We start from the raw sequence: 26058 nt of genomic DNA on the forward strand, positions 1-26058 counted from the left end.
GTCACGACTTCACAGTTTAATTGATTGAGGCGATAACCCGTTCCAATCAATTCTTCGGAGACTCCCACAGCCTATAGCTATAGAAACAAGCTTCACTTACAGTTTTAGATGTTGCAAAGCCAGATAAAAAGCCGTGATTGATTTTGCATCCAAGCCTGTAGACGCATTACCAGAGTGGATGAGGGCATCGAGTTCGTGGCGATCGTACTGGACTACCTCAATTTCTTCATCATCATCTTGAGCAGGAGGATGTTCTAACTTCTCTAAATCTTGAGCGAGATAAGCATGAATCACCTCATCGGAATATCCTGGGCAAATAAAGAACGTGCCTAGTTTTTGCCAGCGATGTGCGCGGTAACCTGTCTCTTCCTCTAGTTCTCGATGAATTGTGATGCCGGGGGCTTCGTTGACTTCTAGCGTCCCTGCGGGAAATTCTAGCAAGTAACGTTGAATGGCAAAGCGATATTGTCTGACTAGGATAAACTTGCCGTCAGCGGTCACAGGAACGGCTAAGCCCGCACCAGGGTGTTTGATGTAGGCATATTCACCTGTGACACCATTGGGCAGCAGAATTTTGTCAACACGATAGCTAAATTTTTTGCCATTGTGTTGCAAACGATTGTCGAGCAGTTGGCTGGGGACAATCGTTTCTTTGGCAATATCTTTAGGCATCGGTATCAGCCTCTTCGGTATCATCGATATCAGCCGTACCATTCGCTTCTGAAGTCTCTTCTAGATTAGTTTCAGGATTTACTTCAGAATTCGCTTCAGAATCGGTTTCCAAAGCTAGATTGGTACTTTCTTCAGCATCTTCTTCCTTAGCTGGAGGAACGAGGGTGACACCCACGATCGCATCCTCTGAATCTAATCTTTGCAAACGAACACCGCGAGCGGTACGAGATTGACAAGCGATCGCATTCGTCACCTGACGCACGACGATGCCCCGACCCGTAGCGATAATCATTTCATCGTCGGCATTGACCAAACGTAAAGCGGCAAGCTGATCTGCGCCAGTTTTAAACTTAGTCACCCGAATGCCTTTACCAGCTCGTTTTTGAATTCGGAACTGATTCACAGGAACTCGTTTCCCGTAACCACCGCGCGTTACCACGAGCACCCAAGGACCTTGAGCTTTATCATCCTCTGGCGTTTCTTCTTCGCTGTTGATTTCTTCGTTAGCATCCACGACGACTTCACTTGTGACTTCCACCGTTTCTAGATCTTCATCATCCACAGCTTCAATTTCGGCTAGCCCCGCAGGCAAGATATCCATACTGATAATTTCATCACCCTGACTCAGCCGCATCGATCGCACGCCACGCGTATCGCGACCCATGGGACGCAACTGTTCGTGATCGGTACGGAAGCGAATCGCCATGCCTAACTTTGAGCCTACGATGATGCTGTTATCGGCTTTTGTGCGTCTGACCCAACGCAGTTGATCGTTTTCTTCTAAGGAAATGGCAATCAAGCCATTGGTGCGAATATTCGCAAAAGCCGAGAGCTTAGTTTTTTTGATGTAACCACCTTGGGTCAACATCACCAAATATTCATCATCGGCAAATTCGCTCACGGAAATTACAGAGGTGATATGTTCGTCCCCAGCAATTTGAAGCATCTGGACAACGGCTGTCCCCCTTGCGGTGCGGCTGGATTCGCTAATTTCATAGGCCTTGAGACTGTAGACCTTACCCCGATCTGTAAAAAACAGCACGCTATCGTGGCTGCGACAGGCGAGGAAATGTTCTACCGCATCATCTTCTTTCATGGTCGTGCCTGATTTACCTCGGGTGGCACGGCTTTGTGCCGCAAAGGTATCCATCGGCAAACGTTTGATATAGCCCTGTTCGGTTACTAAGACCAAGGTTTCACGATTGGCAATCAGGTCGGCTGTATTGATGTCTCCTTCCGTAGGCAAAATGCGGGTGCGGCGGGGTGTGGCAAATTCAGCTTTGATCGCTAACAGTTCTTCACGGGTAATCGTCAGAATGCGCTCGCGATTTGCCAAAATATCTCTTAGATCGGTAATTTTGGCGATTAATTCTTGGTGTTCTGCCTCAATCTTGTCCGCTTCTAAGGCAGTTAATCGGCGCAACTGCATTTGCAAAATAGCATCGCATTGTAATTCTGACAGTCCAAAGTTGGCGATCAAGCCCTCTTTGGCGGCTGCCGAATCATCTGCCGCCCGAATCAGGGCAATTACGGCATCTAGATGGGAGAGGGCTGCGAGTAGACCTTGCAGGAGATGATCGCGTTCTTCGGCTTTGCGGAGTTCGTACTGCGTCCGCCTTGTAATCACCTCATAGCGGAAATCTAAAAATTCTTGTAAGGCACGGGAGAGGTTGAGCGTGCGGGGTTCTCCATTGACCAGCGCCAGCATGTTACAGCCAAAATTTGACTGTAGGGGTGTGGTTTTATAGAGATTATTCAGCACAACTCTAGGGTAGGCATCGCGTTTTAGCTCGATCACCAAGCGCATCCCGTCGCGATCGCTTTCATCGCGAATATCAGAAATGCCATCCAGCTTTTTGTCATTGACCATTTCGGCAATTTTTTCAATCAAAGCTGCCTTATTGGTTTGGTAGGGCATCTCGGTGATGATAATTGCCTCTCTATCTTGGCGACCGGGCGCAGTAATCGTCTCAAACTCTGCGACTGCCCGCATGGTGATCGAGGCACGACCCGTGGTGTAGGTGTCTCGAATCCCATCTGTACCTAAAATCAAGGCACCCGTAGGAAAGTCAGGACCTGGGATATAGCGAATTAGCTCGATATCGGTCAAACTCGGGTCGGCAATTAATGCCACCAGACCATCGACGAGTTCGCCTAAATTGTGGGGAGGAATATTGGTTGCCATGCCCACAGCAATGCCCGACGAACCATTGAGCAGTAACTGGGGTACACGGGCAGGTAAAACCAAAGGCTCTTGTTGCGAACCGTCATAGTTGTCGCCAAAGTTGACCGTTTCGCGATCGATGTCTTGCAGTAAACCAACCTGAGAAATTCGGGTCAAACGACACTCGGTATACCGCATCGCAGCGGCGGGATCGTTGTCCACACTGCCAAAGTTGCCATGTCCATCCACAAGGCGATCGCGCATCGAAAAATCTTGCGCCATGCGTACCAAGGCATCGTAGACGGCGGTGTCACCATGGGGGTGATATTTACCAATCACATCCCCCACTACACGCGCACACTTCCGAAAAGGTCGCTCTGCACTTAACCCTAGCTCGTGCATTGCATACAGAATGCGCCGATGCACGGGTTTGAGTCCGTCTCTAGCATCGGGAAGAGCGCGACCGACGATCACGCTCATGGCATATTCTAAGTAAGACCTTGACATCTCACCCCGCAGATCAGTGGGGATAATCCGATCGTCATGAGGTTGAGCTGAATTGGTCATAGTGAATTTTTATGGTTTTGCCGTACTGAACTAAATTGACAAGCCACAATTTTTACGGCTGATGTCATGTCAATTATATTCGATCGAGGCGGCTTGGTAGACTTGTAGATGCGATCGCCACTCATCACAAGCAAATATGCTGAAACGTCTTTATATTGACAATTTTCGTTGTCTGGTCAACTTTGAACTAAGTTTTGACTCAATTAACTTACTGCTTGGCGGAAATGGTGCAGGCAAGTCAACCATTTTCGATGTGTTATGGCGCTTGCAAGCCTTTATTCGCGGCAACAAGGTTGACTCAATTTTTTTCGCAATTCAATGTACGCGTTGGCAAACTTCTCCAATTCAGAGTTTTGAACTAGAGATCGAAGGAAATGGCGGAAACTATAAGTACGAGCTTGCTATTTGGCATGACAGAGAGAAATATCGTTGTAGAGTTCAGCACGAACGGCTTTGGTTTAACAATCAGCAATTATTAGAGTGCGATCAATCTGGGAAGGTACAAATTTATCGTGACGATCATTCAAAGAGTGCGGAATATTCACTCGATCTATCACAATCAATCTTGCCATTGTTAATGGCTGAAGACCATAATACAAAGCTAACTTGGTTTAAACAGCGACTAGAACGCCTAATGATTATTCAGGTTAATCCAAGTGGCATGATTGATGGCAGTAATTCCGTAGAAATGCGCCTGAATCCTAACATGAGTAATTACGCATCTTGGTATAGATATCTGTCCCAAGATCAGGGTAAAATTTTTGAACTTAGAGATAAGTTAAAAGAGGTTTTAGAAGGATTTGACTCTTTTAAATTTGTTGATTTTGGTTCCCAAAACTATGTCCTTAAGGTCAACTTTTTAGAGGACTCTAATACGAAAAAGCATGAATATCAGCTAAGTGAGTTATCTGATGGTCAGCGAACTTTGATAGCGCTCTACACATTGATCTGTAGCACTCAATCAGAAGACTACACGCTTTGTATTGACGAGCCCGAAAACTTTTTAGCATTGCCAGAAATCCAACCTTGGCTAAACTTAGTTTATGACCTTTGTAGTGAAAAAAAGCTACAAGTATTACTAATTTCTCATCATCCCAAGTTAATTAATTATTTAGCACTATCGGTTGGATATTGGTTTACCAGACAAGCAAACACTCCTGTGCGAGTTAAAAAAATCAGTAAAGACGATAATGACACTGGGTTGCCGATGTCGGAACTTGTAGAGCGTGGGTGGCTATATGACCCAGCCTAGAAAAACCATTGTGATTCTGTGTGAGGATTTACAGCAGGAGGTCTTTGTCCGATCTTTTCTGCAAAAAAGAGGATTTAACCGTCGATGGTTTTCCCCTAATATTTGTCCGTCTGGTCAGCAATCTGGTGAGCAGTTCGTGCGGGATCGCTATCCAGCAGAGGTAAGAGCATATCGCAGCAAAAAAAATCACTTAGATATTGCGTTAGTTGTTGTGATTGATGCAGATACAAATGAGGTGGAAAATCGATTTAAGCAGCTAGAGCAGGCTCTCAAAGATCAATCTCTACCCCCACGACAGCCTGATGAAAAAATTGCAGTGTTTGTACCAAAACGAAATATTGAGACTTGGATTCATTACCTCATGGGTGAATCTGTCGATGAATTAACAGCTTACTCAAAGTTTTCAAGACAGGAGGGAAATTGTAAGCCATATGTTGAAGAGTTAGCAGTTCAGTGCCAACAGGTCGGACTTACAGACGATGCCCCACTCTCAATGCGAATAGCTTGTGCAGAACTACAAAAAATTCTCTGACACTAGAAGGTTGTATCTTGTTAAGCTCAGAGGCATCGTACACTTATAGTTACCAAACGCCCAGACATATTAGCTCCTACGATCGCAATGCAAGGTACTCTCAGAGAAATAGATGTCAACAGCATCATTAGGCTGATCGAATATGGTCAGCGATCGGGTGAACTGTTAATTGAGTCGAGTACAGGTCAATTTTGGTACATTTTTTTCTGTAATGGCGAAATTGTTTATGCCACCGATCCCGATAGCAACCTAACGAGATTGCGAGATTATTTATTTGGGTTGAGACTCGATCGCGCATTTGAGCAAGTCATGACCTCCAAGCTCGGCATCAATGTCTTGGAATACGGACAAATCTGGTCTTTGTTAGAGTCAAATATTCTCAGTACCAAACAGGCGATCGCAATCGTTGAAAATATGGTGTCCGAAGTCCTGTTTGATGTGCTGAGCCTGCATAAAGGGACTTTTGTATTTGAAATGGGTTCAGCCCTTTCCCCTCAGCTAACATCAATCAAATTCTCCGCGATCGCCAGTGATATCGTGAGGCAAATTCAAGTTTGGAAACAATTTCATCCCTACATTCAATCTCCACACCAGTTCCCAATCCAACTCCAGCCCGAAGCCATACCCCACCTCAGTCATTGGATTGACGGCAAAACCTCAATTCGCCAACTTGCACGTTACTCAGGACAAAGCACGTTTAAAATCGCCGAGGTCATTTATACAGCGATCGGCAATGGTCTAGTCAGTATGGCAAGCGTCATACCAACCGTACCCGAAAAAATCAAGCTAGAATCACCACGCATTATTTGTATTGACGACAGCATGACCATCTGTCGAACTGTAGAATACATTTTGCATAACCATGGGTATCAAGTTGCAGCAGTTTCAAGTCCCACCAAAGCCTTAAGTCTAGTATTTCAGCTCAAGCCCAACCTAATTCTTTGTGATATCACGATGCCAGATATTGATGGCTATGAGCTATGCGCCATGCTCAGAAAATCAAGCATTTTCTCACAAACACCCATTATTATGCTTACAGGGAAAGATGGATTTATCGATCGGGTCAAGGCACGCATGGTTGGAGCCACTGAATACTTAACCAAGCCCTTTGGCGAAAAAGAACTCCTGACAATCGTAGAAAAATACTTAAATAATCAAGCTAAAAACAGTGAATTTATGGACAATGTAGGTGCCATGAACTTACAGTATGACCATAAAGACTTTTAAGCATTTAGATGTGTGACAAGGAGAAATTAAAAGGAAAAATCTGATGAGTAAAGTTTTGGTGGTTGAGGATAGTCCTCCGCAAAGAGAAATGATTACGACGCTATTAAAAGATAGTGGACTTACCGTAATGTCAGCGGTTGATGGACAAGAGGCACTTGAGCAGATCCAAAATTCCTGTCCCGATCTAGTCGTCATGGATATTGTCATGCCCCGTATGAATGGCTATGAACTATGCCGTAGGCTAAAAACCGACCCTAAAACCGAGCAAGTCCCAGTAGTGATGTGTTCGACCAAAGGTGAAGAATTCGATCGCTACTGGGGAATGCGTCAAGGGGCTGATGCTTACATCGCCAAACCATTTCAGCCACAAGAACTTGTTGGAACCGTAAAACAGCTATTAAGAAGATAAAACGTGGGTTTCTATATAAATCGCGATCGCAGGGGTTTAATTCTAAATTAATTTAAGAAAGACCACTATGATAGATATATTTCCACTTGCCGAGGTTTGTTAAATGACTTAACTTACCATCTGAGGAAGCATACAAGGGACGTAAATTCATGGTCAAGGTTCTAGTAGTCGAAGATAGCGTTGCTCAGAGAGAAATGATTGCCGATCTGTTAAAAGACAGTGGACTCAGTGTGACAGGAGCAAGTGACGGCGTTGAAGCACTAGAACAAATTAAGGGTTCCTGTCCCGATCTAGTCGTCATGGATATTGTCATGCCCCGTATGAATGGCTATGAACTATGCCGTAGGCTAAAAACCGACCCTAAAACCGAGCAAGTCCCAGTAGTGATGTGTTCGACCAAGGGTGAAGAATTCGATCGCTACTGGGGAATGCGTCAAGGGGCTGATGCTTATATTTCCAAACCATTTCAGCCACAAGAATTGGTTGGTACTGTAAAACAGTTACTAAGAAAGGGTTAAAAATTAAGGTAATTCTTGATTATTTGAAGGCTGTTCGTTACTATCAATACTTTAAGATTTTCAAAAATTTTAAAAGTGTGTAAAGATTGGCATATTGTGAGGTAAAACTTCCTGAATATGGTAGGAAACCCAGACTTCTTTCCTGGAATCAGTCAGGATCAAGCATCTGATTTTGAAGAGGGGCTTGAGGCACCAGAGGGTGAGTTACATTTACGGTTCTTTGTTGCTTCTGGCGTGGAGTTTGCTCTACCTGCTGTGGGTATAAAGGAAGTATTAGAGTACTCACCTGATCGAGTTAACCCCATGCCTAACGTTTCTTCATTACTTTTGGGTACGATTAATGTTAGAGGTCGAGTTGTATGGGTTGGCGATCTAGGTCAGTTTTTAGGGGAAACTGCTCCTGTAAATACAGATCGCGCTGAAGTTTCAATTATTGCAATTGAAGATCAGGGACTCATGCTTGGCTTAGCCGTTGAAAGTATTGGTGTCATGGCATGGCTCGATCCCGATCAACTTAAAGTTTCTAGAACAAACCCTGATAGTATGGCTCCATTTGTTAAAGGTGAATGGTTATTAGAAGATGGTTCTGCTTTAAAGCTTTTAGATCAGGTTAATATTTTACGCTCAGCGCGTTGGGCTTCTTAGGTTAGGTTGCATGGGCAGATGATATAGATTTAGGAGAAGGCAAATGGCATCTAGTACGCAATACCAAAAGGACTACGAAAAAGCATCTTTAGCATATATGCAGGGTGACTACAGCAAAGCTGCAGATCTAACCGCGCAACTTGTTAAAGATTGTCCTAGCGAGCCCATGTATCGCCTCTTGCACGGTCATGTCAACCTAGCTCTAGAAAAATATAAAACTTCTATTAACGAGTATCAAGCAGTTTTGCAGCTAACTGATGATGTCTCAATCATAGAATATGCCAATGGGGGAATAACTGCTGCCACAGACCGACTTAGTTCGGACAATGATGAATTTGAAGAAGCTAATGGCACTGCTTTTACAGATAGCTACGGCTCCGTTGATGACGACATTTCATTTGGAGATTTGACAGGCGGCAGTGACGACTTCTCCTTTGATGATGACTCATACCTGTCTAAAGGTAAAAGTGCCAAAACAGGGCAGCTTACTAGCCCTAATGCTTCCTATGATACGAATAGTTTCCAAAAAGATGTTTCTGAAGACTTTAGCTTTGATGACTCATCGCTAGGGGCTAGCCTGAATGGCTCTACTAGTGGATTTAACTATGCAGCTGAGACGCAAATGATAACAAAATCAGGAAATGGCACGAGAGGGGAATCATCCAGTTCACAAACATCAACGACATCATCATTTAACCTTAACGAACCTGCTGATGTTGTATTTATGGATGAATTTGATGATTTTGACGATCTCAGCGACATTTCTGGTTTTGCTAACTCTTTTGATGATGCTGAGGCAACTCAAATGGTTTCTGGGGATGATGTTGGTGACTTTACCACACAAGATTTCTCGATGTCATCTCGCTTTACCTCAGCTGCGACTGCAACCACAAGGGTTGCCTCTTCATCGGGTTTTGGGAATCAGCGTAATGATAGCGATGCCGAGCTATTTGGTTTGAGCTCCGTCGGAACGATAGGTATGCCCAGATCGTCTGGTGATGTAACCTCAGCCGAAGCAACTGAGCAAGGGCTGTTTTCTTTTTTTGATAATCTACCGCTCAAGACAAAAAGTATTTTTTTGGCGATCTCATCGGGTCTAGTTGCGGCAATTACAGCTGGAATGGTTACTACTTGGGCAGTTAATTCAGTAAGTCCTGAGCAACGTGAAGTTAGGGTTCAAATTAGAAATACGGGATGGGTAATGGCAGGTGCTGCAGCCCTAGCTAGTGGTACTGTGGCTTGGCTTTTAGGATCGCAAACCACTAAATTGGTAAAGCGCTCCACCGATAACATGCAATCTCAATTTGAGGCTGTAATTCGCGGTGATATGAACCCCAGAGCCACGGTTTATACCGAGGATGAGTTTGGTAAACTCGCTGCAAGTTTTAATCAGATGATCCAAACTATTTTGGCAAGCACAACGGAAACCCAACGAAAAGCTGAAGAAAACGAACAGGCCAAGGAAGATTTACAGCGCCAGGTGATCCGATTGCTAGACGATGTAGAGGGAGCTGCGAGAGGTGACTTGACGGTTCAAGCAGAGGTAACCGCAGACGTACTAGGCGCAGTTGCTGACTCATTTAACCTCACCATTCAAAACCTGCGTGAAATTGTGCAACAGGTAAAAATAGCTGCCCGTCAGGTGAGCGAAGGTTCTAAGGAAAATGAAAGTTTTGCGCGAAGCTTATCAGCAGATGCTCTACGTCAAGCAGAAGAGCTGGGTATCACCTTAAACTCTGTACAGATGATGACTGAGTCAATTCAACGGGTAGCAGAAAGTGCGAGAGAAGCAGAGCAGGTGGCAAAGCTTGCCTCTCAAACTGCACTGAAAGGTGGTGAAGCTGTAGAACGTACAGTGGCAGGTATTCTAGACATTCGTGAGACGGTAGCTGAAACCACACGGAAAGTAAAACGACTGGGTGAATCTTCCCAAGAAATTTCTAAAATTGTCGGTTTAATTGCTCAGATTGCGTCTAGGACGAACTTATTGGCACTAAACGCCAGTATTGAAGCAGCAAGGGCAGGAGATGCAGGTAGAGGTTTCGCAATTGTGGCTGATGAAGTCCGCCAACTTGCAGATAGAGCCGCAAAAGCATCAAAAGAAATCGAACAGATTGTATTACAAATTCAAAGTGAGACTGGTAACGTACAACAGGCGATGGACTTGGGTACGCAACAGGTTATTGACGGTACCAAACGGGCTGAGCAAGCTAGACAGTCTTTGAGCGATATTATTCAGGTGTCTCAGCGTATTGATACGTTAGTTCGCTCAATTACAGAAGATACCGTTAAACAAACTGAAACTTCTCGAACTGTAGCCCAAGTTATGCAATCTGTGGAGCTAACCGCTCAAGAAACTTCACAGGAGTCACAAAGAGTGTCTGCATCCTTACAGAACCTTGTAGGAGTTGCTCGCAGTCTTCAAGAATCTGTAGAACGTTTCCGTGTTGATGCCGATAAACCAGGAGGTAGGTAGGCTCTATATCTAACCAACTGCCTTAGACTTGATTTGTTTCACTATAATCAAGTTGCCTTCCTACCTAAATATGCTTCCTAAAGATTTGAGAGGATTCTGTCATGACCCCAGAACAGCAACAGCAGCGCATAATGGGCTACTTCATTGAAGAAGCCAAGGATCACCTTCAAACTATTGAGCATGGCGTCTTAAATCTTCAAGAAGTTCTTGCAGATCCAGAATCAATTAATGAGTTATTTCGTGCTGCGCACTCCATTAAGGGAGGGTCGGCAATGTTGGGGGTGGGCAGCATTCAACATATTGCTCATCGTCTAGAGGACTATTTTAAGATTCTTAAAGAAGACTCAACTATTGATGTTGATGAGAGACTCAAAAGCCTTCTTTTAGCTGGATTTGATAGGCTACAAGATCTTTTGGAACATCTTGAAACCAATTTTCGTATTTCTGATGAGCTATCCGCTTCAACAATTGCAGAACTTGACCCTGTATTTAGCCAGCTAGAGGCTCATTTGAATAAACTTGCAGCAAAGCAACAAACAACTACACCACTTGTAGCTTCAGTAGTTGTTGAGCCTGCGGTCAATGGGTTAATACCAACATTCCAGAATAGTGTCACAGCTAAACTGCGAGATATGTTGCAGTTATTTAAGCAAAATGATGAACCTGCAACAAGGCAGAAATTAGATGCAATTTGTGGCGAGTTATATCAGTTTGGCGAACAGTTTCAGTTAACGAGTTGGTGCGACCTGATTACCAAAGCGAAACAGGCGATCGCTTCAACCCAAAATACTTACCGTACTCTCGCTCCTGTTCTGATTAAAGATATTAATCAAGCGAAAGATCTTGTACTTGCGAACCGCGAGCTAGAAATATTTGAATCTCCGCAACTTCAGGCTCTAGTTCCCTATGTTCCTCCAATTAGCTTAGAAGAAGATGATGAAATTAGTACAATTTTTGGATCTTCGAGAGAGCCTGATTTTACTGACTTAGACATAATATCTGAGTCAGATAATTTGGCTGATTTGACCACTATTGATAGTTTCTCGGAGCAGGCAGAAATTCATGATGTAGCTGATGCAGTTGACAACCTAGACTGGGTAAACGAAGAGACGGGGCAAGATCGTCATGTGGATGGGCCTAAAGTAGGTGCATCAGAGATGAAGAGCCTTGCTACGCTTTTTGAGAATGAAGATATTGATATCGAGTCTGCTTGGGAAGATATTGAGACAAATGAAACACAAATATCCATTCATGGGGATGGTCAGACACAAAGCGAGCAAGATGAGCTTACAGATTTGCTCAATAGCAGCACAGACGAATATCAAGCAGTTTCAGAACTGGATTCTACAGATGACGATCTAACTGGGCTATTTGGCAGTGAGTTTGCTAGTGCTAATCAAATTGCTCCTCAATTGGACGATAGCGATACTCTATTCCCTAATGATATGAACTTTGGGAGTGTTGACACTTCAGCAAACCTAGTGAAATCCCCATCAGAATTAGATCCCGATCTTTTCCCAAGTGACTCCGAGCTATTTCCAAATGACATAGATGATGAAGCAGAAATTCAATCTAATTCCTTGATGTCTGGAATAGATGGGTTAGAAGAAGAAATTGATTCTGAAGAGATGCTTCTAGAAAGAGATTTGTTCTCAAATGATTTCTTAGATCGAGATCCAAGCGAATTTGGCGATGATTTAGATAAAGCAGAATTGTTTGCAGTCTCAGAAAGCTTGGAGTTACCCTCTGAGCTGGATGATGATTTGTTTGCTGAATCTTTTGGGGATGCTCAAGAAAGTGTAGTTGCTGGTTCCACGATTTTGGAGATCTCCGATCTAGAGCAGGCTTTACCTGCTGAAGATAATGACGGGTCTTTGGTTGGTGAGTTGCAAGTAGAAGATGTCGATCCTTTTGCTTTAGATGGCGATTCCATGTTTGATATCTTGGATGAACCCTCTGACTCTCTGGATTTACTTGAGACACCCATCGAAGACAGTAGCGATCCATTTGCTACTGCTGCGTCTGAGGAAATAGATGGTTTCTTGGATCTAGAAGGGGCTATGGATGATTTTAGTAGTCCATTAAATCATCAGACAGATATTTCTATAGGTTCATTGTCAGAAGATGAGCAAATTCAACCAGATGAATCTCTCCTATTTGAGGATTTAGGCTTTGACGAAGATGACAGTATTGGTCATACAGATCTAGCTCACACAGATTTAACGGATCTAGATGGCTTGTCTGAAAACTTACCTGCCGAAGAATTGTTTGAACTAGAAGAAGTCTCTTCAGGTACCTTGGATGAAGCTGCATTCGATGAAGTAGATGTTTTAGATGAGACCTCTGATATTGATGAGGAAGAAATATCATCTATTGAAGTAAGCAATGCATTTGAAATAAATGATGAAACAAATGATATTGATGATGAAGAGATTTCCTTCGAGATAGATACTACCGCGTCAGAATCTTCTAAGAATGCTGAAGGTCAGATTACGGAAGATCTTGGTTTGACAGACTTTTTTGTTGAAGTTGAAGAAGAAAGCTCAGATTCATACGATTCTGCTGAATCAGACGATCTAGAAGTTCTCGACTTCCAGCCTGAAGCAGAAGCTCTGGCTGAAGTCGAGCAGATGGAAATGGTTGACTTTTTTGGCATAGATCGTGACAAGGTGAATCAATCCCCCATAGAACTAGGCGATCAGTTCTGGTCGAGTGATTTACAAATCGAACCAATTATTGAATCAGAATCTCTAAATGCAGATCCTACAGCACAAGAATCGTTAGAAGAGTCAGATCTGGGATTTGGCGAGGATTCTGAGGCGATTGCCTCAAACCTATTTTCTGAAAGCTTAGAGAGTTTTGAGAGCGAGGATTTTGAATCGTTAGAGATTCCAGATAGTGCAATAAGTGTAAGTGGTACTGAGGATGATGATTTCGACGATCCGCTTAATTCCTTCGATATGATAGAGCTTGAAGTTGGATCGGAGGATGCTAAGGATGCTTTCACGAACCTAACAGATGACCTAGATTTGAGTGGGTTTGATGAATTTTCTTCAGGACTTGAAGATTCATCGGTAGAAACAGACTTTAGTTCAGATAGTTTAGGAATAGGAGAAGAAATCTCGGATTTGGCAGACAATCTGGATTTCAATACATTTGACGAACCTATCAATCTTGTTCAGGAATCTGAAGTCGAGGAAACATTCGATTTTATGAGCGAACAGGTTGCTAGCCTCGATCGAGACACAGATTTTGATGCAGATTCTAAGGCTGATGGTCTATCTGGCTTGGAAAATATGTTTGAGGATGCTGCCTCATTTGAGGACGATACAGATGATATTCCGATTAGCTCCACAGAAGCTTTTAATCTAGATGATTTAGTTGATGAAGCGTTTATTAAGGAAGAGCCCTCTGATGCAGGTGCTTCGACTGTAAATTTATTCCAAGAAGCAGTCCATGAAAGTGAGGATGATTTTGGTTTAGCTGATTTCTTTAATCAAGATGCCGATCGAGATCAAAGCTTAGAGCAAGATTTCGAGTTGCCAGAGGATATAGCAACTATTTCAAATGCTGTTTCAACTGCTAGGTCGCAAGAAATTGACGCTTCTAATGAGGATAGCGATCTTGGACTGCAAGATTTCTTGGAGTCTCAAGCTGAGCAGGAGGCCGAGCAAGCTTTTGACTGGGAAGATGATGCTCAAGTAACTGAAGACCATAACAAACAAGTGGCTGAGAAGAAAGAGGATAATACCTTTGCAACGTTGATCTCAACTTCAGACAACGATCTAGAAGAAACTTCCATGCAAGATTTTTTCTCAACCCCCGATGATAGTGAATTGGTAGAGGATGAGTTAGGGGAAGATCTAGGTGAATTTGCGATCGCTGATTCATCAAATCAAGACCTTATGGACTTCTTTACATCTACAGAACTGGATGGAGAATCATCCGAGGTGGACTTTGAGGCTCCTGAGGACTTTGAGGCTCAGACTGATGGGCAACCCGATTTGCTAGTGGAGTCTGCTTTAACTCCACAGGATATTCAGGAAGAAGACCTGTCGTTTTTAGATTTTACTGATGTCAGCGAACTAGAAAGTCAAACATCAAATGCAAATCAACCTACTGAGGTGTCGGGTGCAACCATAGACAACCTTATTGATTTTTTTGAAGTTGATGATGAGTTAGATACCCCTCAGCAACAAGAGGCTGATTTTACAAGTGCGCAAGCTAGCGATCGTCAGGACAATCTTGCCTTTGACGGTTTCGATCTATCAGATGATTTCTCGGAGGATCTAGATGAGATGACCCAGATAAATTCTTTCATGTCTGTCCCAACTTCTAATGCTAACGATATAAATGCTTCAGTAAGTGAAGAGGGTGATATGTTTGACGACCTGGAAGCAATGCTAGGTGACTCTTCTGGAGAGTTAAACGTGCAGCCTAATCCAACTCCTAGCAGCTCTAATGGTGATGGATTTGAAGGGCTCGAAGAGCTTTTGGGGTCAGCTTCTAGTTTGAGTTCTCCCCCTACATCTACACCACCAGCACAAAGCTCGGATGATTTTAGCGACTTAGAAGCAATGCTCTCGGAATCATCTTTAGTCAAAGATGTGGGACCTCTGATTACCAGACCTCAACGTCAGGAACAAAGAGCTCGCAAGTCAAAGCTAACTGAAACCACGATGCGGGTTGATGTTAGACACCTCGATAGTTTAAATAACCTTGTAGGTGAACTTGTCGTTAACCGTAACTTGCTGGAACAAGATCAAGAGCGCTTACAGCAATTTATTAATAACCTGTTGCATCAAGTACAGCAACTCAGCGAAGTTTCTCAAAGAATGCGCGATCAATATGACCGATCGCTATTAGAAAACTCTCTGATGGCAGGGCGATCTCGTTCTCATAGCTTTGATGACATCTCACGCGATCTTGGTGATGATTCAGACGGTACAGCAAGTGAAGGGTTTGAAGGGATCGAATTTGACCGATATAACACTTTCCACATTCTCTCTCAAGAAATTATTGAGTTAATTGTGCGTGTGCGCGAGTCAGCATCAGACATCCAATTTGTGGTGACTGAAACCGAGCAAGTTACTCGACAGTTGGGTACGATTACCACACAGATTCAAGACGATCTCAAGCAGTCGCGCATGGTTCCTTTTGCTCAGATTGCCGATCGCTTGCCTAGAGGTGTCAGGGAACGTTCGATTAAATCTGGAAAGCAAGCTGAACTGGAAGTTTTTGGTCGTGAGACTCTGATTGACAAAGCCATTCTCGAACAACTTACCGATCCACTCACGCACCTTGTGAATAACGCGATCGATCATGGACTAGAAGATCCTGGAACGCGGCAAACTGGCAGCAAAGCTGCAATGGGTAAGATTACGGTGAGAGCTTATCATCAAGGTAACCAAACTGTAATTTCAATTGGTGATGATGGTGCTGGTATTAACCCCGAGCGTGTAAAGCAAAGTGCTGTCAGTAAGGGAGTGAGAACTCAATCTGAGGTTGCCAACCTAACTGATAACGAAGTCTATGACTTGTTGTTTGAAGCAGGCTTTAGTACCAAAACAAAAGCTGACGAATTTTCTGGCAGAGGAGTAGGCTTGGATGTGGTCAAAAGCCACCTTGACGAGATTCGAGGCTCAATGTATATCGAATCGGCAATTGGACGGGGAACAACCTTTACAATCCGCTTACCATTGACGCTCAGTATTTCTAAGGCAATGTTCTGCATTAGCGATCGCGCCCGCATTGCCTTCCCTGTTGATGGCTTTGAAGACATGATCGAAGTGCCACAGAGCCAGATTCAGCTAAACAGCAAGGGGCAGCCTTGTTTGCCTTGGCGCGATACGATCTTGCCTTTCCAACATCTCTCTAACCTTTTGGCTTATAACCGTCATATCAGTCGTAGCAACATTTACGGTAAGCAAGACAATGACGAGGTCTGCATCATTATTCTGCGCAATGAAGGCAATTATCTCGCTCTCCAAGTCGATCAATTCCTCGGCGAGTATGAAATTGTAATTAAGCAACTAGAAGGCCCAATTCCAAAGCCTGTGGGTATTGCGGGAGCTACAGTGTTGGGAGATGGTAGGGTAATGGCGATCGCCAACGTTTTGGAACTCTTTGATATAGCCAGCGGTAGATTGCGTCCTTCAGTTTCTAGTACCCCAGTCCTACCACCTGATGATAAAGAGTTTGTAGCTGACCCAACGGTGCTAATTGTGGATGACTCGATCACAGTTCGCGAACTGCTCTCTCTCACCTTTGCTAAGGTTGGTTATCGGGTTGAACAGGCGAGAGATGGTCAAGATGCTTGGGATAAGCTACGTGCGGGCTTACCCTGTGACTTAATCTTCTGTGATATTGAAATGCCCCGTATGGACGGTTTAGATTTGCTGTCACGCCTACAAAAGGAACCTGAGTTGAGCAAAATTCCCGTAGCCATGCTGACCTCTAGAGGTGCAGATCGCCACCGCCAGACGGCTATTCAGCTAGGGGCAAAAGGATATTTCACCAAACCTTATCTAGAAGAAGAACTACTCAGTGCCTCTCAAAGAATGCTAAAAGGTGAGGTATTAGTCTCGCTCTAGGCCTTGAGCCCTAGACCTGAGGTATTACCGTCCAAAAAGAACGACCGAGTTGAAAGCCAAGCTTGACCGCTAATAAATTACCGCTATGGAGTTTGGTCAGGGTCTTGGCATAGATTTCAGCATTTTTACAGTAAATCCGAGCAGTTGCTTTGCTCCCATTGGGCAAAATTGTTACTAAAAGTAAAAGTGTGCCGCTAGACCAAGCTATAGCGCGGGTCTGAGTTTCAGCACTAGCTTTGATAAAGTGGAATCGCAATCTACAAGCTTGGAGATATGAGCCAAAGTCCCTCTGTGCAAGCCTTTGTGGCTTTGCTGATCTAAGCGTTTTGGGGTGAGTAAGCATCATTTATTCTCTAAATCGCTAGGTTTCATCGCTAAAACTAGCATAGCTTTTTAATTGAAACCTGTGATTTACTTGACTCCTAGCCAAATTCCTGTAATATAACTGCCATTCAACTAAACGAGGAATCAAGAGTTTATGAACAAGGGTGAGTTAGTTGATGCGATCGCTGCCAAAGCGTCTGTGAGCAAGAAAGATGCAGATGCTGTGTTGACCGCATTACTAGATACGATTGTGGAAACAGTTTCTGAGGGTGACAAAGTTACCCTAGTTGGTTTCGGGTCTTTTGAAAAACGCCAACGTAAAGCACGTGAAGGTCGGAATCCTAAGACTGGCGAACCAATCGAGATTCCAGCGACAACTGTACCTGCTTTTTCGGCAGGGAAAAAGTTCAAAGATACCGTTCATCCTCCAGCTGAAGATAAAAAGGAACCTGAGTCCAAATCAAAAGCGAAAGGCAAAGGCAAAGGTAAATAGACATCTGAAAAGTACAGTGGGAATCGTTGCTGGCTAACTAGCGCATACCTAGTTTTGTGAGTAGCGGTTTTTTTCTGGGCGTTTTTTCATGTAAATGTAATACCAATAACCGAACCGTATTAGGGGCTATTGCCCCTAATTTTATTTTTGTACATAGCGATCCTTAATTGTTTGCGAATGTGGTACAGGCTTCTAGCGCATTTAAATGCGAATTCTCAAACTGGAGTGTGGATGGCAAATTTGCATGTCATCCTAGATGTAGGTGGGGTGTATGTATAGGTTCCACATAGGATGAAAAAGCAGGTTAAGGTCAAACCCAACTCAAAGCAGCAACGCATCACCGAAGAAGTTGATGGCACGCTCACGGTTCATTTAAAGTCCCCGCCTGTGGATGGCAAAGCCAATGCCGAGATGATCGAGCTACTGGCAAAGAAATATGGCATCCCCAAAGCAAATATTTCGATTAGAGCTGGGCTGTCTTCTAAAATGAAGCTCGTGGAAATTGAGATCTAGCGACGATCTTCTACTACTCCCTCTAATAAGGCTAAATTCAGGCTTTTAACTCTAGCAAAACTACATTTTCGACGTGAGGGGTTTGGGGAAACATATCGACGGGTTGGACTCTGGTCACATCGTATTTCTCGCACAATAGGGCTAGATCCTTGGCTTGAGAGTCAGGATTGCAGCTCACATAGACAATTCTCGGTGCGGCGATTTCGAGCAGTTTTTGCACCACATCCTTGTGCATTCCCACTCTGGGAGGATCGGTAATCACAACCTGCGGCAAGCCATGGGCTTGAATAAAGGCATCATTCAGCAAATCTTTGATATCTCCTACAAAGAAATCGACATTATCAAGCTGATTCACTTCAGCATTTTCTTTGGCATCTTCGATCGCTTGGGGGATAGATTCAATCCCAACCACCTTTTTTGCCTGCCTAGCCACAAATTGGGCGATCGTACCGATGCCTGTGTATAAATCGTAAACAACGTCTTGGCGCGATATCTGAGCGAAGCTGCGTGCTACCTTATAAAGCTCACAGGCTTGGATTGCATTAACCTGAAAGAAAGACTTTGGTCTAATTCTAAATTTTAAATCTTCAATTTCTTCAATTAAATAATCGCGTCCGTGGTAAAGAATTACATCTTGGTCAAAAAATGAATCATTACTCTTTTTGTTAATTACATACATTAAAGAAGTGAGATTGGGAAAGCCATCAATCACATAATCGAGTAATTTTTTGATGTTTTCAGTATCATCTTCAAAAAACTGAAAGATTGCCATGACTTCCTGTGTAGAAGTCGTGCGAATCATCAGATTTCGCAGTAACCCAGATTGGTAACGCAAATTATAAAAAGGTAAGCCATTATCTTTGGCAAATTTTTTAACTGCCAACCGAATTTGATTGGAGGGTTGCTCTTGCAAATGACAGTGGTTAATGTCAAGAACTTTCTCCCACATTCCTTGAATATGAAAACCGAGGGCATCGCGATCGCGATCTTCAATTTCTAGTTCTAATTCTTCTTTGGGGATCCAGCGATTTGCCGAAAAAGAATACTCTAATTTATTTCTATAAAGATATTGCTTTGCCGAACCAACGATCGGCGATATTTCTGGTAATTTAATTTCACTAGATAATTCATTCAAAAAACTTTTTGCTACAGAACTTTGTTTGTAGATGAGTTGCTGGGCATAGTCTAACTGTTGCCATTTACAGCCCCCACAAGTACCAAAATGCTCGCATACGGGCTCGACGCGATCGCTAGAAAGTTCGTGAAAACAGATTGCCTTGCCCTCTAAATAGGAACGTCTTTTTTTAAAGACTTGCACGTCACAAATATCGCCAGGTACAGCATTTTCTATAAATAATTTTTTGCCGTTTTCTAACTTGGCGATCGCTCTCCCCTTTGAGCCAATATCAATTACTTCTACTTTTTCTAAAATAATTTGATTCTTTTTTCTGGTCATTTCATGCACGCTAGATTTAAATGAAAAAGCTCAATCCTGACAAATCATGCCATAATAGTAGGCTGTTCTAGGTAAAGAACCTACGGAAACTCTTACTGATCGATTGTGTCTGGAAATATAAAATGTATTAGATCGATTGAATCCAAACATGAAATACATACCTCTAGACCAATGTTCTGTTAAATAAATCATCGAAATTAATTCGAATAACTCAGTAGATTTTTCTGTGGATTTTTATTTTAGAGAACCAATTTGTGAGCGAGATCTAAGCAATTTCTGTTACATCTCTCGGAAATACAGCAAATTGGCGACAAAACCAGTATAAATAACTTATCAACCGCTGAGAATCTTTGTCAGCCTCATAGCCATGTGCTAATATGTGGCAGAAAAGATTTATTCGGTTGATTGATTTGTTGGCTTCATCTCTTTACAGACTGTCTCCGAATCTTCTCTTTACACTTTGATTCTGGAGATTTTTATGTCTATTTATGTCGGTAACCTATCCTACGAGGTCACACAGGAGGATCTGAGTAATATTTTTTCAGACTACGGCACGGTCAAGCGGGTACAACTGCCAACCGATCGCGAAACAGGACGGATGAGAGGTTTTGGTTTTGTAGAGATGGCATCTGAAGCAGAAGAATCCGCAGCGATCGCTGCCCTAGATGGTGCTGAATGGATGGGTCGTGACTTAAAAGTTAATAAAGCCAAGCCTCGCGAAGAGCGCAGCCCCTCTAGCGGTGGTGCCAGACGCTCCAATAGCCGCTTTGGTGGCGGCGGCGGTGGCGGTGGTGGCGGTCGCTACTAAGTCATAAACTTGAGACAAAAGCCAAACTTTAAGACCTGAGTGCAGGCGATCTGCTTGCACTCTTTTTGAAGTTTTTGCATTTGTGGTGACATATTGTCGATAATCTATAGATGAACTGGTTAATTTTTTGAGGATGATGGGATGACCCAAGTGATCGTTGGCGAGAATGAAGGAATTGAGTCTGCGTTACGTCGTTTTAAACGACGGGTATTAAAGGCAGGTATTTTTCTTGATATGAAAAAGCATCGCCATTTTGAAACCGCTGTAGAAAAAAGAAAGCGTAAGGCAATGGAGAAGAGACGTCGTCGTCGTAACAGCTATCGTAAGTAATTTCGTTATTACGCTTTACGTAGGTCTTAATTTAATACATATTGCTTACAGCGCGATCGCTGCGAATACAGGGTCAGTGTAGCCAGAACTTCAATCAGCTTACCGAACCCTGCTCGCGGCGCATTACAGATTAATCAAGCGATCGGTGCTTAAAATAAAAACGAGGGGGCTAATTTAGTTTAGGCTCAGATTTATCGATAGTTGGTAAATTGCAGAGGCACGGGTAGATCCTGTGACTTAACCAATTGAATCACTTCCTGTAACTCATCCTTAGACTTAGCAGACACTCTTAAAGAGTCACCCTGGATACTTGCTTGAACTTTACTGAAGCTATCTCGAATAATCTTCGAGATTTTTTTGGCGATTTCTTGTTCGATACCTTTTCTCAGTTTGATCGTTTGCGTGACGCGGTTGCCACTAGCAGACTCTACCTTGCCATAGTCAAAGATTTTTAGGGATAGGTTGCGTTTAATTGCCTTGGACTGCAACACATCGGTTACAGAGGCAAGGGTAAATTCACTGTCTGTTTTGACTGTAATCGTATCTTTTTCAAAAATTAATTCGGTGTCTGTATTTTTTAGATCGTAGCGACTGACAATTTCGCGTCTGGTTTGATCGAGGGCATTAATTAGTTCTTGCTCCTCAAAGTCGCTAACAATATCAAACGAGTAATTTGAAGCCATTGCTTCTCTCCTAAAAAGATGGGTTTATAGAGTTTATACCCACATCTCGCTTTAGTTTCAACTAAGGGCTTAGCAAAATGTAATTCTCCCGTCTACTAAATTTGCCTCGCTTTCTCGTCCAAATGCCGTCATATTGACTTTGTGAATAGCCCCTACATCTTCTAATTTTTCGGCTCGAACTTCCATAATATAAGCTTGGCGAGAATATAAGCAGTGAATCTATAGAAGATTATCTCTTGAGGAGGACATCTCTCTGGTTTAGAAACATTTCCAGATAGCACGCAGTCATGCAGAGAGTAAAGAGAACTACGAGAAGAAGTCTGATAGATATCAGATCGAGTGCCCATGCACTGATTTGAGAATCTCCGAATTCCTTCACTACCCATCTGTTTTTCCTGAAGTTTTGTAACGTGGTTAATCAACTCATCCAATTCATTCAGGAAATAACCCAACAGTTTGCCATGGTAATCGTAGACATAATAATGCACAAAGAGAATATTTCACCATGAATTACCATCAATTTCGCTCTGGCTCCGCCGTACTTGTAGCCATAAGCTTTATAGGTAGCTCGGCTCTTCCCTTCATTAGTGCAGCTCCCACCTATGCACAGACTAGTTTTAATGACGTTCCATCTAACTATTGGGCGCAATCCTTCATTCAAGAATTAGCGACAAGAGATATTATCAAAGGATTCCCTGATGGAAGTTTTCGTCCGAATGATGCCGTAACAAGGGCACAGTTTGCCGCGATGCTTAGCAAAGCTATGACCAAATCCCCGATCCGCGATAGTGTCACGTTTGTTGATGTTGCCTCGGACTATTGGGCAGCTCCAGCCATTCAAAAATCCTACACACTGGGCTTTATGGCAGGTTATCCCGGCAATGTATTTAACCCCACTCAAAATATTCCACGCGTGCAGATTCTCGTTTCCCTTGCCAATGGGTTGAACTATACGACAACTGCCTCACCTGACTCAACTTTGCAAACTTTTTCAGATGCAAGCAGTATTCCTAGTTATGCTCGCAATAGCGTAGCTGCGGCTACTGAGAATCGTTTGGTCGTAAATTATCCCAACGTTCTATTTCTCAACCCCAATCAAACTGCAACGCGAGCGGAAGTTGCTGCCTTTATCTATCAAGCTCTGGCAAGACAGGGACAGGTTACGGCAATTCCTTCTCCCTACATTGTCGGTCAGAGCATTTCTAACCCACCCCCACAACAGGATTCGCTAAGAATTCCTGCGGGCACTACGATCGCTGTTCAGTACTCCAAAGAAAAGATTTTACTTGGACCGAATGAAACCGTTCCACTAACTTTGACCGTAGCGCGAAATATTATTTCTTCGCAAGGTATGGTTTTAATTCCTATAAATAGCCAAGTGGTTGGCGAACTTCGCTCCGTACAAGGAGGCGCGCAGTTTGTTGCTAGGGAACTTGTTTTTCCGAATGGTCAACGTACGGCGCTCAACGCCACTTCTCAAGTTGTGACCAGAACAGAGCAAGTTGACAAAGGCATCAATGTAGGAAGTGTGATTCAGAATGCTGCCCTTGGTGCTGCTGCGGCGGCTGCGATCGCTGGCGTAACTGGCGATCGCGCGATCGCCACCGAAGAGGTTTTAGGTGGTGCAGGTCTTGGCGCATTGCTTAGTGTATTTGTAGGGCGCAACAGTGTCACGCTATCGTCGATTAATCCAAATACTGACTTAACCTTGACATCAAACTCAGATGTACTGCTGAGAAGCTCTAATTAACATGAGGGATTGAAGCATCGCCTCTGTGACTGTCCAATCAGCTTGGAACGATCGCAGAGGCTATATTTTGGGACTGGGTTTTGGATGTGGGACGCAAAGTATTCTCTAACGATGGAGTCGCCTAAATTGACTGGGCAATTGTACATCTGCCCCATGTTCCCAGATCCCTACATGACTGTCTTTTGCCTGTTGTTCGATCGCTTCATAATCACCACAGTCTTTGATTTGCTCTCGGTCAAAATGGGCTTGCCCCTGCGCTACGAGTAGCTTGTTGACATTCTCACCATCGGCATAGACCTCGGCAATTAAGCGTCCCAAGCGATCGCGTTTAAATACATGTAGTGCGATGGGCAAGTCTCCCACTAGGGACTTCAGGGTTTTGCGGGCGCGATCGCCGAGGGGCTGCTGTAATTCTGGGGCATCGATACAGGCAAGGCGAATCTTGGTCTTGATGCCGCTTTGCACGATCGTCATGTTGTCGCCATCGTAAAACTGGACAATGCTTCTTGCCGCATGGGCAGATTGGGTAGGATAGCCAAAGGTCATCCCCACTGCAATCGTCAAGGCGATCGCCACCTCAAAAACAATTTTCAACCAAGCTCGATTAGATAAAACTGGCATTCCGCAAAGAAATAAACAATGCTCTCCCTATCTCTTATGACACAATCTGGGGGAGAAATGCCAGAAAACTAGATTTGCTAGTTAGATCGTGATTTTCTGAGTCAGAATGTAGATAGGTCTCAGCCAAGAACTATGGATAATAACAATTTGCTCAAGCAATTATTAATGATTGGGGTGGGGACAACCTCACTCATGGTGGACAAACTCAAAGAAGTGACCGATGAATGGGTCAAAGATGGCAAGATCGACTCCGATCAGGCAACGGACTTTATTAACGAATTAACCAGCCGCTTTAAAACCGAGCAGGTTAACGTCGAGACCTTGATTCAACGCCAAATTCGTAATGTCATGCAAGATTTGGGCGTGCCCCGTCAAAACGAGATGGATGAGCTTCGCGGACGGATCGATCGCCTAGAGCGTCAGGTTAGAGACTTGGAGGATCGGAATTGGCGCTAAAGCGATCATCGGATTCATCGGAGGCATCTGAAGATGGCGCAGCGGGCATTCTCTACCTAGTGGGTACACCGATTGGCAACCTCGAAGACATGACCATGCGGGCGATTCATACCTTGCAGCAGGTAGATTTCATTGCTGCCGAGGATACCCGCCATACAGGTCGGCTGCTACAGCATTTCCAGATCGGCACGCCCCAAATTAGTTACCACGACCACAACAGCCAATCGCGCATACCCGAACTCGTGGCGAAATTACAGGCAGGACAAGCGATTGCCCTCGTGACCGATGCAGGAATGCCAGCCATTTCCGATCCCGGTTACGAACTCGTGCAGGCTTGCGTGCAGGCAAATATACGGGTTATCCCCATTCCTGGGGTGACGGCAGCGATCGCGGCAGTTTGTGCGTCGGGACTTGACCCGCAGCGGTTTGTGTTCGAAGGATTTTTACCTACGGACAACCAAGCACGCCAGAGCCGCCTCAAGGCAATTCAGCAAGAACCCCGCACGGCGATCTTATACGAAGCACCCCATCGCTTAATTCGTACGCTGGAAGATTTGCAGAATGCTTTAGAATCAACTAGACCGATCGCGATCGCGCGGGAATTAACCAAACTGCATGAAGAATTTTGGCGAGGAACCCTGGCAGATGCGATCGCTTATTTCACCAATCGCCCACCCAAGGGCGAATTTACACTGGTCTTGGCAGGTTCGCCCCCACCGACAACTCCGATCTGGACAGAGGAAAAATTATTGTCGGAGCTACAGAGTTTATTAGATGAGGGAATATCGCGATCGGAAGCCAGTCGTCAACTAGCAGCACTAACAAACCTACCCCGCCGCCAAATTTATCAGCTAGCTTTGACGATTTAAATCGACCTCTTCCCCAGAATTTTCAGGAAGAATTTTCTTTAAAAATCGCTAAACTATTTCGGATTCTTTTAAGATTGTCGCGATCGGTATCGATTTAGAAGCGAGTAATTTCGATCGTCTGTCGCGATCGCTGAAAACAGACATCAAATTCCCGAAAGAAGTTCGTTTGCCCAAGAATTAAGGGCACCTGAGAGATTTGTGCCCAAGCAAATGCTAAACGAACTGGCTCCAGACCTCCAATTTGAACACGCATAAATAAACCCCGCGCTTCAACTCTTGCAAGATTTCCAGCCAATGGCAAGCGGACAGTTTGTTCCTCCCAAATTGCACCCAATTGAACCCCGATTTCATGAGGTAATAAATTGACTGTAGAACCAGTATCTAGCAGTGCAATCGTGGAGATAGAAAAGTCTACATAACTCAGAGTGATGGGGATTTTGGGTAATGCTTCATCGTCAGAAAAGGGGAACTCGACTGTACTAGGCACGAGTAGATTCCTTTTGTTCATTCTGAATCATCTGCATCAAAATATTTGCAGCTTCCGTTGCGTCGTAGGGTGACCAAACTGGATACTCTGATGCAGAAAAGATAGCTTGTAGTTCAGCATCTGGGAGTTGTACGGCTAGGAGTTTGAAGAGTGACAATTTGTCTGGCTGACTCAGATTGTTTACTAAAGGAATTAACTCAGAGAGAGGCATAA

The 26058-nt window shown here is 43.9% G+C and carries 23 protein-coding genes; 15 read left to right on the forward strand and 8 right to left on the reverse strand.

The window, feature by feature from the left end; all coding sequences use genetic code 11:
• Nucleotides 1–96 precede the first annotated feature (96 nt).
• On the reverse strand, nt 97–672 hold the full coding sequence (locus tag V2H45_RS01965; protein WP_330481926.1) for an NUDIX hydrolase: 576 nt from the start codon (nt 670–672) through the stop codon (nt 97–99).
• Nucleotides 665–3403: a DNA gyrase subunit A gene (gene gyrA / locus V2H45_RS01970; protein WP_330481927.1), complete on the reverse strand. Its 2739-nt coding sequence runs from the start codon at nt 3401–3403 to the stop codon at nt 665–667. Before gyrA ends, V2H45_RS01965 begins: the two co-directional genes overlap by 8 nt.
• Before the next feature lie 136 nt (nt 3404–3539).
• Between gyrA and V2H45_RS01975 the strand changes: the two genes are divergently transcribed.
• The 8 genes from V2H45_RS01975 (at nt 3540) to V2H45_RS02010 (ending at nt 17055) form a co-directional block, all read left to right on the forward strand.
• Nucleotides 3540–4655, forward strand: a complete 1116-nt coding sequence (locus tag V2H45_RS01975) for an AAA family ATPase (protein ID WP_330481928.1) — start codon at nt 3540–3542, stop codon at nt 4653–4655.
• Nucleotides 4642–5187 (forward strand): hypothetical protein, encoded by a 546-nt coding sequence (locus V2H45_RS01980; protein WP_330481929.1) that lies wholly within the window; start codon nt 4642–4644, stop codon nt 5185–5187. The genes V2H45_RS01975 and V2H45_RS01980 overlap by 14 nt, the downstream gene beginning before the upstream one ends.
• Nucleotides 5188–5274: 87 nt before the next feature.
• Complete coding sequence (locus V2H45_RS01985) at nt 5275–6414, forward strand: response regulator (RefSeq protein ID WP_330481930.1); 1140 nt, start codon at nt 5275–5277, stop codon at nt 6412–6414.
• A gap of 43 nt (nt 6415–6457) precedes the next feature.
• A complete protein-coding gene (locus V2H45_RS01990) occupies nt 6458–6823 on the forward strand; it encodes a response regulator transcription factor (protein WP_330481931.1) in 366 nt (121 codons plus the stop codon).
• 149 nt (nt 6824–6972) lie between these two features.
• A complete protein-coding gene (locus tag V2H45_RS01995) occupies nt 6973–7341 on the forward strand; it encodes a response regulator transcription factor (protein ID WP_330481932.1) in 369 nt (122 codons plus the stop codon).
• A 117-nt stretch (nt 7342–7458) separates the two neighbouring features.
• Nucleotides 7459–7986, forward strand: a complete 528-nt coding sequence (locus tag V2H45_RS02000; protein WP_330481933.1) for a chemotaxis protein CheW — start codon at nt 7459–7461, stop codon at nt 7984–7986.
• Between the two features lie 43 nt (nt 7987–8029).
• The gene (locus V2H45_RS02005; RefSeq protein ID WP_330481934.1) at nt 8030–10462 is read left to right on the forward strand and encodes a methyl-accepting chemotaxis protein; all 2433 of its coding nucleotides are present in this window, start codon (nt 8030–8032) and stop codon (nt 10460–10462) included.
• Between the two features lie 101 nt (nt 10463–10563).
• Nucleotides 10564–17055 carry a response regulator gene (locus V2H45_RS02010; RefSeq protein WP_330481935.1) on the forward strand — a complete coding sequence of 2164 codons (6492 nt, stop codon included), beginning with the start codon at nt 10564–10566 and terminating at the stop codon, nt 17053–17055.
• A gap of 10 nt (nt 17056–17065) precedes the next feature.
• Here the strand turns inward: V2H45_RS02010 and V2H45_RS02015 are convergent, their stop codons facing one another.
• Nucleotides 17066–17311: a hypothetical protein gene (locus V2H45_RS02015; RefSeq protein ID WP_330481936.1), complete on the reverse strand. Its 246-nt coding sequence runs from the start codon at nt 17309–17311 to the stop codon at nt 17066–17068.
• A 222-nt stretch (nt 17312–17533) separates the two neighbouring features.
• Here V2H45_RS02015 and V2H45_RS02020 point away from each other — a divergent pair, with 222 nt between their 5' ends.
• The gene (locus V2H45_RS02020; RefSeq protein ID WP_330481937.1) at nt 17534–17872 is read left to right on the forward strand and encodes an HU family DNA-binding protein; all 339 of its coding nucleotides are present in this window, start codon (nt 17534–17536) and stop codon (nt 17870–17872) included.
• Nucleotides 17873–18163: 291 nt separating this feature from the next.
• Nucleotides 18164–18385, forward strand: a complete 222-nt coding sequence (locus tag V2H45_RS02025; protein ID WP_330481938.1) for a DUF167 domain-containing protein — start codon at nt 18164–18166, stop codon at nt 18383–18385.
• Nucleotides 18386–18422: 37 nt separating this feature from the next.
• Here V2H45_RS02025 and rlmD read toward each other — a convergent pair whose 3' ends face one another.
• On the reverse strand, nt 18423–19841 hold the full coding sequence (gene rlmD, locus V2H45_RS02030) for a 23S rRNA (uracil(1939)-C(5))-methyltransferase RlmD (RefSeq protein ID WP_330481939.1): 1419 nt from the start codon (nt 19839–19841) through the stop codon (nt 18423–18425).
• A gap of 478 nt (nt 19842–20319) precedes the next feature.
• Here rlmD and V2H45_RS02035 point away from each other — a divergent pair, with 478 nt between their 5' ends.
• On the forward strand, nt 20320–20649 hold the full coding sequence (locus V2H45_RS02035; protein WP_330481940.1) for an RNA recognition motif domain-containing protein: 330 nt from the start codon (nt 20320–20322) through the stop codon (nt 20647–20649).
• Between the two features lie 141 nt (nt 20650–20790).
• Nucleotides 20791–20979, forward strand: a complete 189-nt coding sequence (rpsU, locus tag V2H45_RS02040; protein WP_330481941.1) for a 30S ribosomal protein S21 — start codon at nt 20791–20793, stop codon at nt 20977–20979.
• Nucleotides 20980–21170: 191 nt separating this feature from the next.
• On the opposite strand, the gene V2H45_RS02045 is transcribed toward rpsU, so the two are convergent.
• A complete protein-coding gene (locus V2H45_RS02045) occupies nt 21171–21662 on the reverse strand; it encodes a YajQ family cyclic di-GMP-binding protein (RefSeq protein WP_330481942.1) in 492 nt (163 codons plus the stop codon).
• Between the two features lie 505 nt (nt 21663–22167).
• On the opposite strand from V2H45_RS02045, the gene V2H45_RS02050 reads away from it, so the two are divergent.
• Nucleotides 22168–23412: an S-layer homology domain-containing protein gene (locus tag V2H45_RS02050; protein ID WP_330481943.1), complete on the forward strand. Its 1245-nt coding sequence runs from the start codon at nt 22168–22170 to the stop codon at nt 23410–23412.
• Nucleotides 23413–23517: 105 nt separating this feature from the next.
• Here V2H45_RS02050 and V2H45_RS02055 read toward each other — a convergent pair whose 3' ends face one another.
• Nucleotides 23518–24033: a thermonuclease family protein gene (locus V2H45_RS02055; protein ID WP_330481944.1), complete on the reverse strand. Its 516-nt coding sequence runs from the start codon at nt 24031–24033 to the stop codon at nt 23518–23520.
• 132 nt (nt 24034–24165) lie between these two features.
• Between V2H45_RS02055 and V2H45_RS02060 the strand changes: the two genes are divergently transcribed.
• A complete protein-coding gene (locus tag V2H45_RS02060; protein ID WP_330481945.1) occupies nt 24166–24489 on the forward strand; it encodes a phasin family protein in 324 nt (107 codons plus the stop codon).
• The gene (gene rsmI, locus V2H45_RS02065; protein WP_330481946.1) at nt 24480–25358 is read left to right on the forward strand and encodes a 16S rRNA (cytidine(1402)-2'-O)-methyltransferase; all 879 of its coding nucleotides are present in this window, start codon (nt 24480–24482) and stop codon (nt 25356–25358) included. Before V2H45_RS02060 ends, rsmI begins: the two co-directional genes overlap by 10 nt.
• Nucleotides 25359–25452: 94 nt before the next feature.
• Here rsmI and V2H45_RS02070 read toward each other — a convergent pair whose 3' ends face one another.
• Both V2H45_RS02070 and V2H45_RS02075 read right to left on the reverse strand, forming a co-directional pair.
• A complete protein-coding gene (locus V2H45_RS02070; RefSeq protein WP_330481947.1) occupies nt 25453–25845 on the reverse strand; it encodes a pepsin/retropepsin-like aspartic protease family protein in 393 nt (130 codons plus the stop codon).
• Complete coding sequence (locus V2H45_RS02075; protein ID WP_330481948.1) at nt 25838–26056, reverse strand: hypothetical protein; 219 nt, start codon at nt 26054–26056, stop codon at nt 25838–25840. Before V2H45_RS02075 ends, V2H45_RS02070 begins: the two co-directional genes overlap by 8 nt.
• Nucleotides 26057–26058 lie beyond the last annotated feature (2 nt).

Origin of the sequence: Tumidithrix elongata BACA0141 (genome assembly GCF_036349135.1) — a bacterium.
In the GTDB taxonomy this organism is placed as follows: Bacteria; Cyanobacteriota; Cyanobacteriia; order Pseudanabaenales; family Pseudanabaenaceae; genus Tumidithrix; species Tumidithrix elongata.

What these genes read in the sequence shown, in the direction of transcription:
- V2H45_RS01965 (WP_330481926.1), bottom strand. Translation starts at nt 672, where the DNA reads ATGCCTAAAGATATTGCCAAAGAAACGATTGTCCCCAGCCAACTGCTC.
- gyrA (WP_330481927.1), bottom strand. Translation starts at nt 3,403, where the DNA reads ATGACCAATTCAGCTCAACCTCATGACGATCGGATTATCCCCACTGAT.
- V2H45_RS01975 (WP_330481928.1), top strand. Translation starts at nt 3,540, where the DNA reads ATGCTGAAACGTCTTTATATTGACAATTTTCGTTGTCTGGTCAACTTT.
- V2H45_RS01980 (WP_330481929.1), top strand. Translation starts at nt 4,642, where the DNA reads ATGACCCAGCCTAGAAAAACCATTGTGATTCTGTGTGAGGATTTACAG.
- V2H45_RS01985 (WP_330481930.1), top strand. Translation starts at nt 5,275, where the DNA reads ATGCAAGGTACTCTCAGAGAAATAGATGTCAACAGCATCATTAGGCTG.
- V2H45_RS01990 (WP_330481931.1), top strand. Translation starts at nt 6,458, where the DNA reads ATGAGTAAAGTTTTGGTGGTTGAGGATAGTCCTCCGCAAAGAGAAATG.
- V2H45_RS01995 (WP_330481932.1), top strand. Translation starts at nt 6,973, where the DNA reads ATGGTCAAGGTTCTAGTAGTCGAAGATAGCGTTGCTCAGAGAGAAATG.
- V2H45_RS02000 (WP_330481933.1), top strand. Translation starts at nt 7,459, where the DNA reads ATGGTAGGAAACCCAGACTTCTTTCCTGGAATCAGTCAGGATCAAGCA.
- V2H45_RS02005 (WP_330481934.1), top strand. Translation starts at nt 8,030, where the DNA reads ATGGCATCTAGTACGCAATACCAAAAGGACTACGAAAAAGCATCTTTA.
- V2H45_RS02010 (WP_330481935.1), top strand. Translation starts at nt 10,564, where the DNA reads ATGACCCCAGAACAGCAACAGCAGCGCATAATGGGCTACTTCATTGAA.
- V2H45_RS02020 (WP_330481937.1), top strand. Translation starts at nt 17,534, where the DNA reads ATGAACAAGGGTGAGTTAGTTGATGCGATCGCTGCCAAAGCGTCTGTG.
- V2H45_RS02025 (WP_330481938.1), top strand. Translation starts at nt 18,164, where the DNA reads ATGAAAAAGCAGGTTAAGGTCAAACCCAACTCAAAGCAGCAACGCATC.
- rlmD (WP_330481939.1), bottom strand. Translation starts at nt 19,841, where the DNA reads ATGACCAGAAAAAAGAATCAAATTATTTTAGAAAAAGTAGAAGTAATT.
- V2H45_RS02035 (WP_330481940.1), top strand. Translation starts at nt 20,320, where the DNA reads ATGTCTATTTATGTCGGTAACCTATCCTACGAGGTCACACAGGAGGAT.
- rpsU (WP_330481941.1), top strand. Translation starts at nt 20,791, where the DNA reads ATGACCCAAGTGATCGTTGGCGAGAATGAAGGAATTGAGTCTGCGTTA.
- V2H45_RS02045 (WP_330481942.1), bottom strand. Translation starts at nt 21,662, where the DNA reads ATGGCTTCAAATTACTCGTTTGATATTGTTAGCGACTTTGAGGAGCAA.
- V2H45_RS02050 (WP_330481943.1), top strand. Translation starts at nt 22,168, where the DNA reads ATGAATTACCATCAATTTCGCTCTGGCTCCGCCGTACTTGTAGCCATA.
- V2H45_RS02055 (WP_330481944.1), bottom strand. Translation starts at nt 24,033, where the DNA reads ATGCCAGTTTTATCTAATCGAGCTTGGTTGAAAATTGTTTTTGAGGTG.
- V2H45_RS02060 (WP_330481945.1), top strand. Translation starts at nt 24,166, where the DNA reads ATGGATAATAACAATTTGCTCAAGCAATTATTAATGATTGGGGTGGGG.
- V2H45_RS02075 (WP_330481948.1), bottom strand. Translation starts at nt 26,056, where the DNA reads ATGCCTCTCTCTGAGTTAATTCCTTTAGTAAACAATCTGAGTCAGCCA.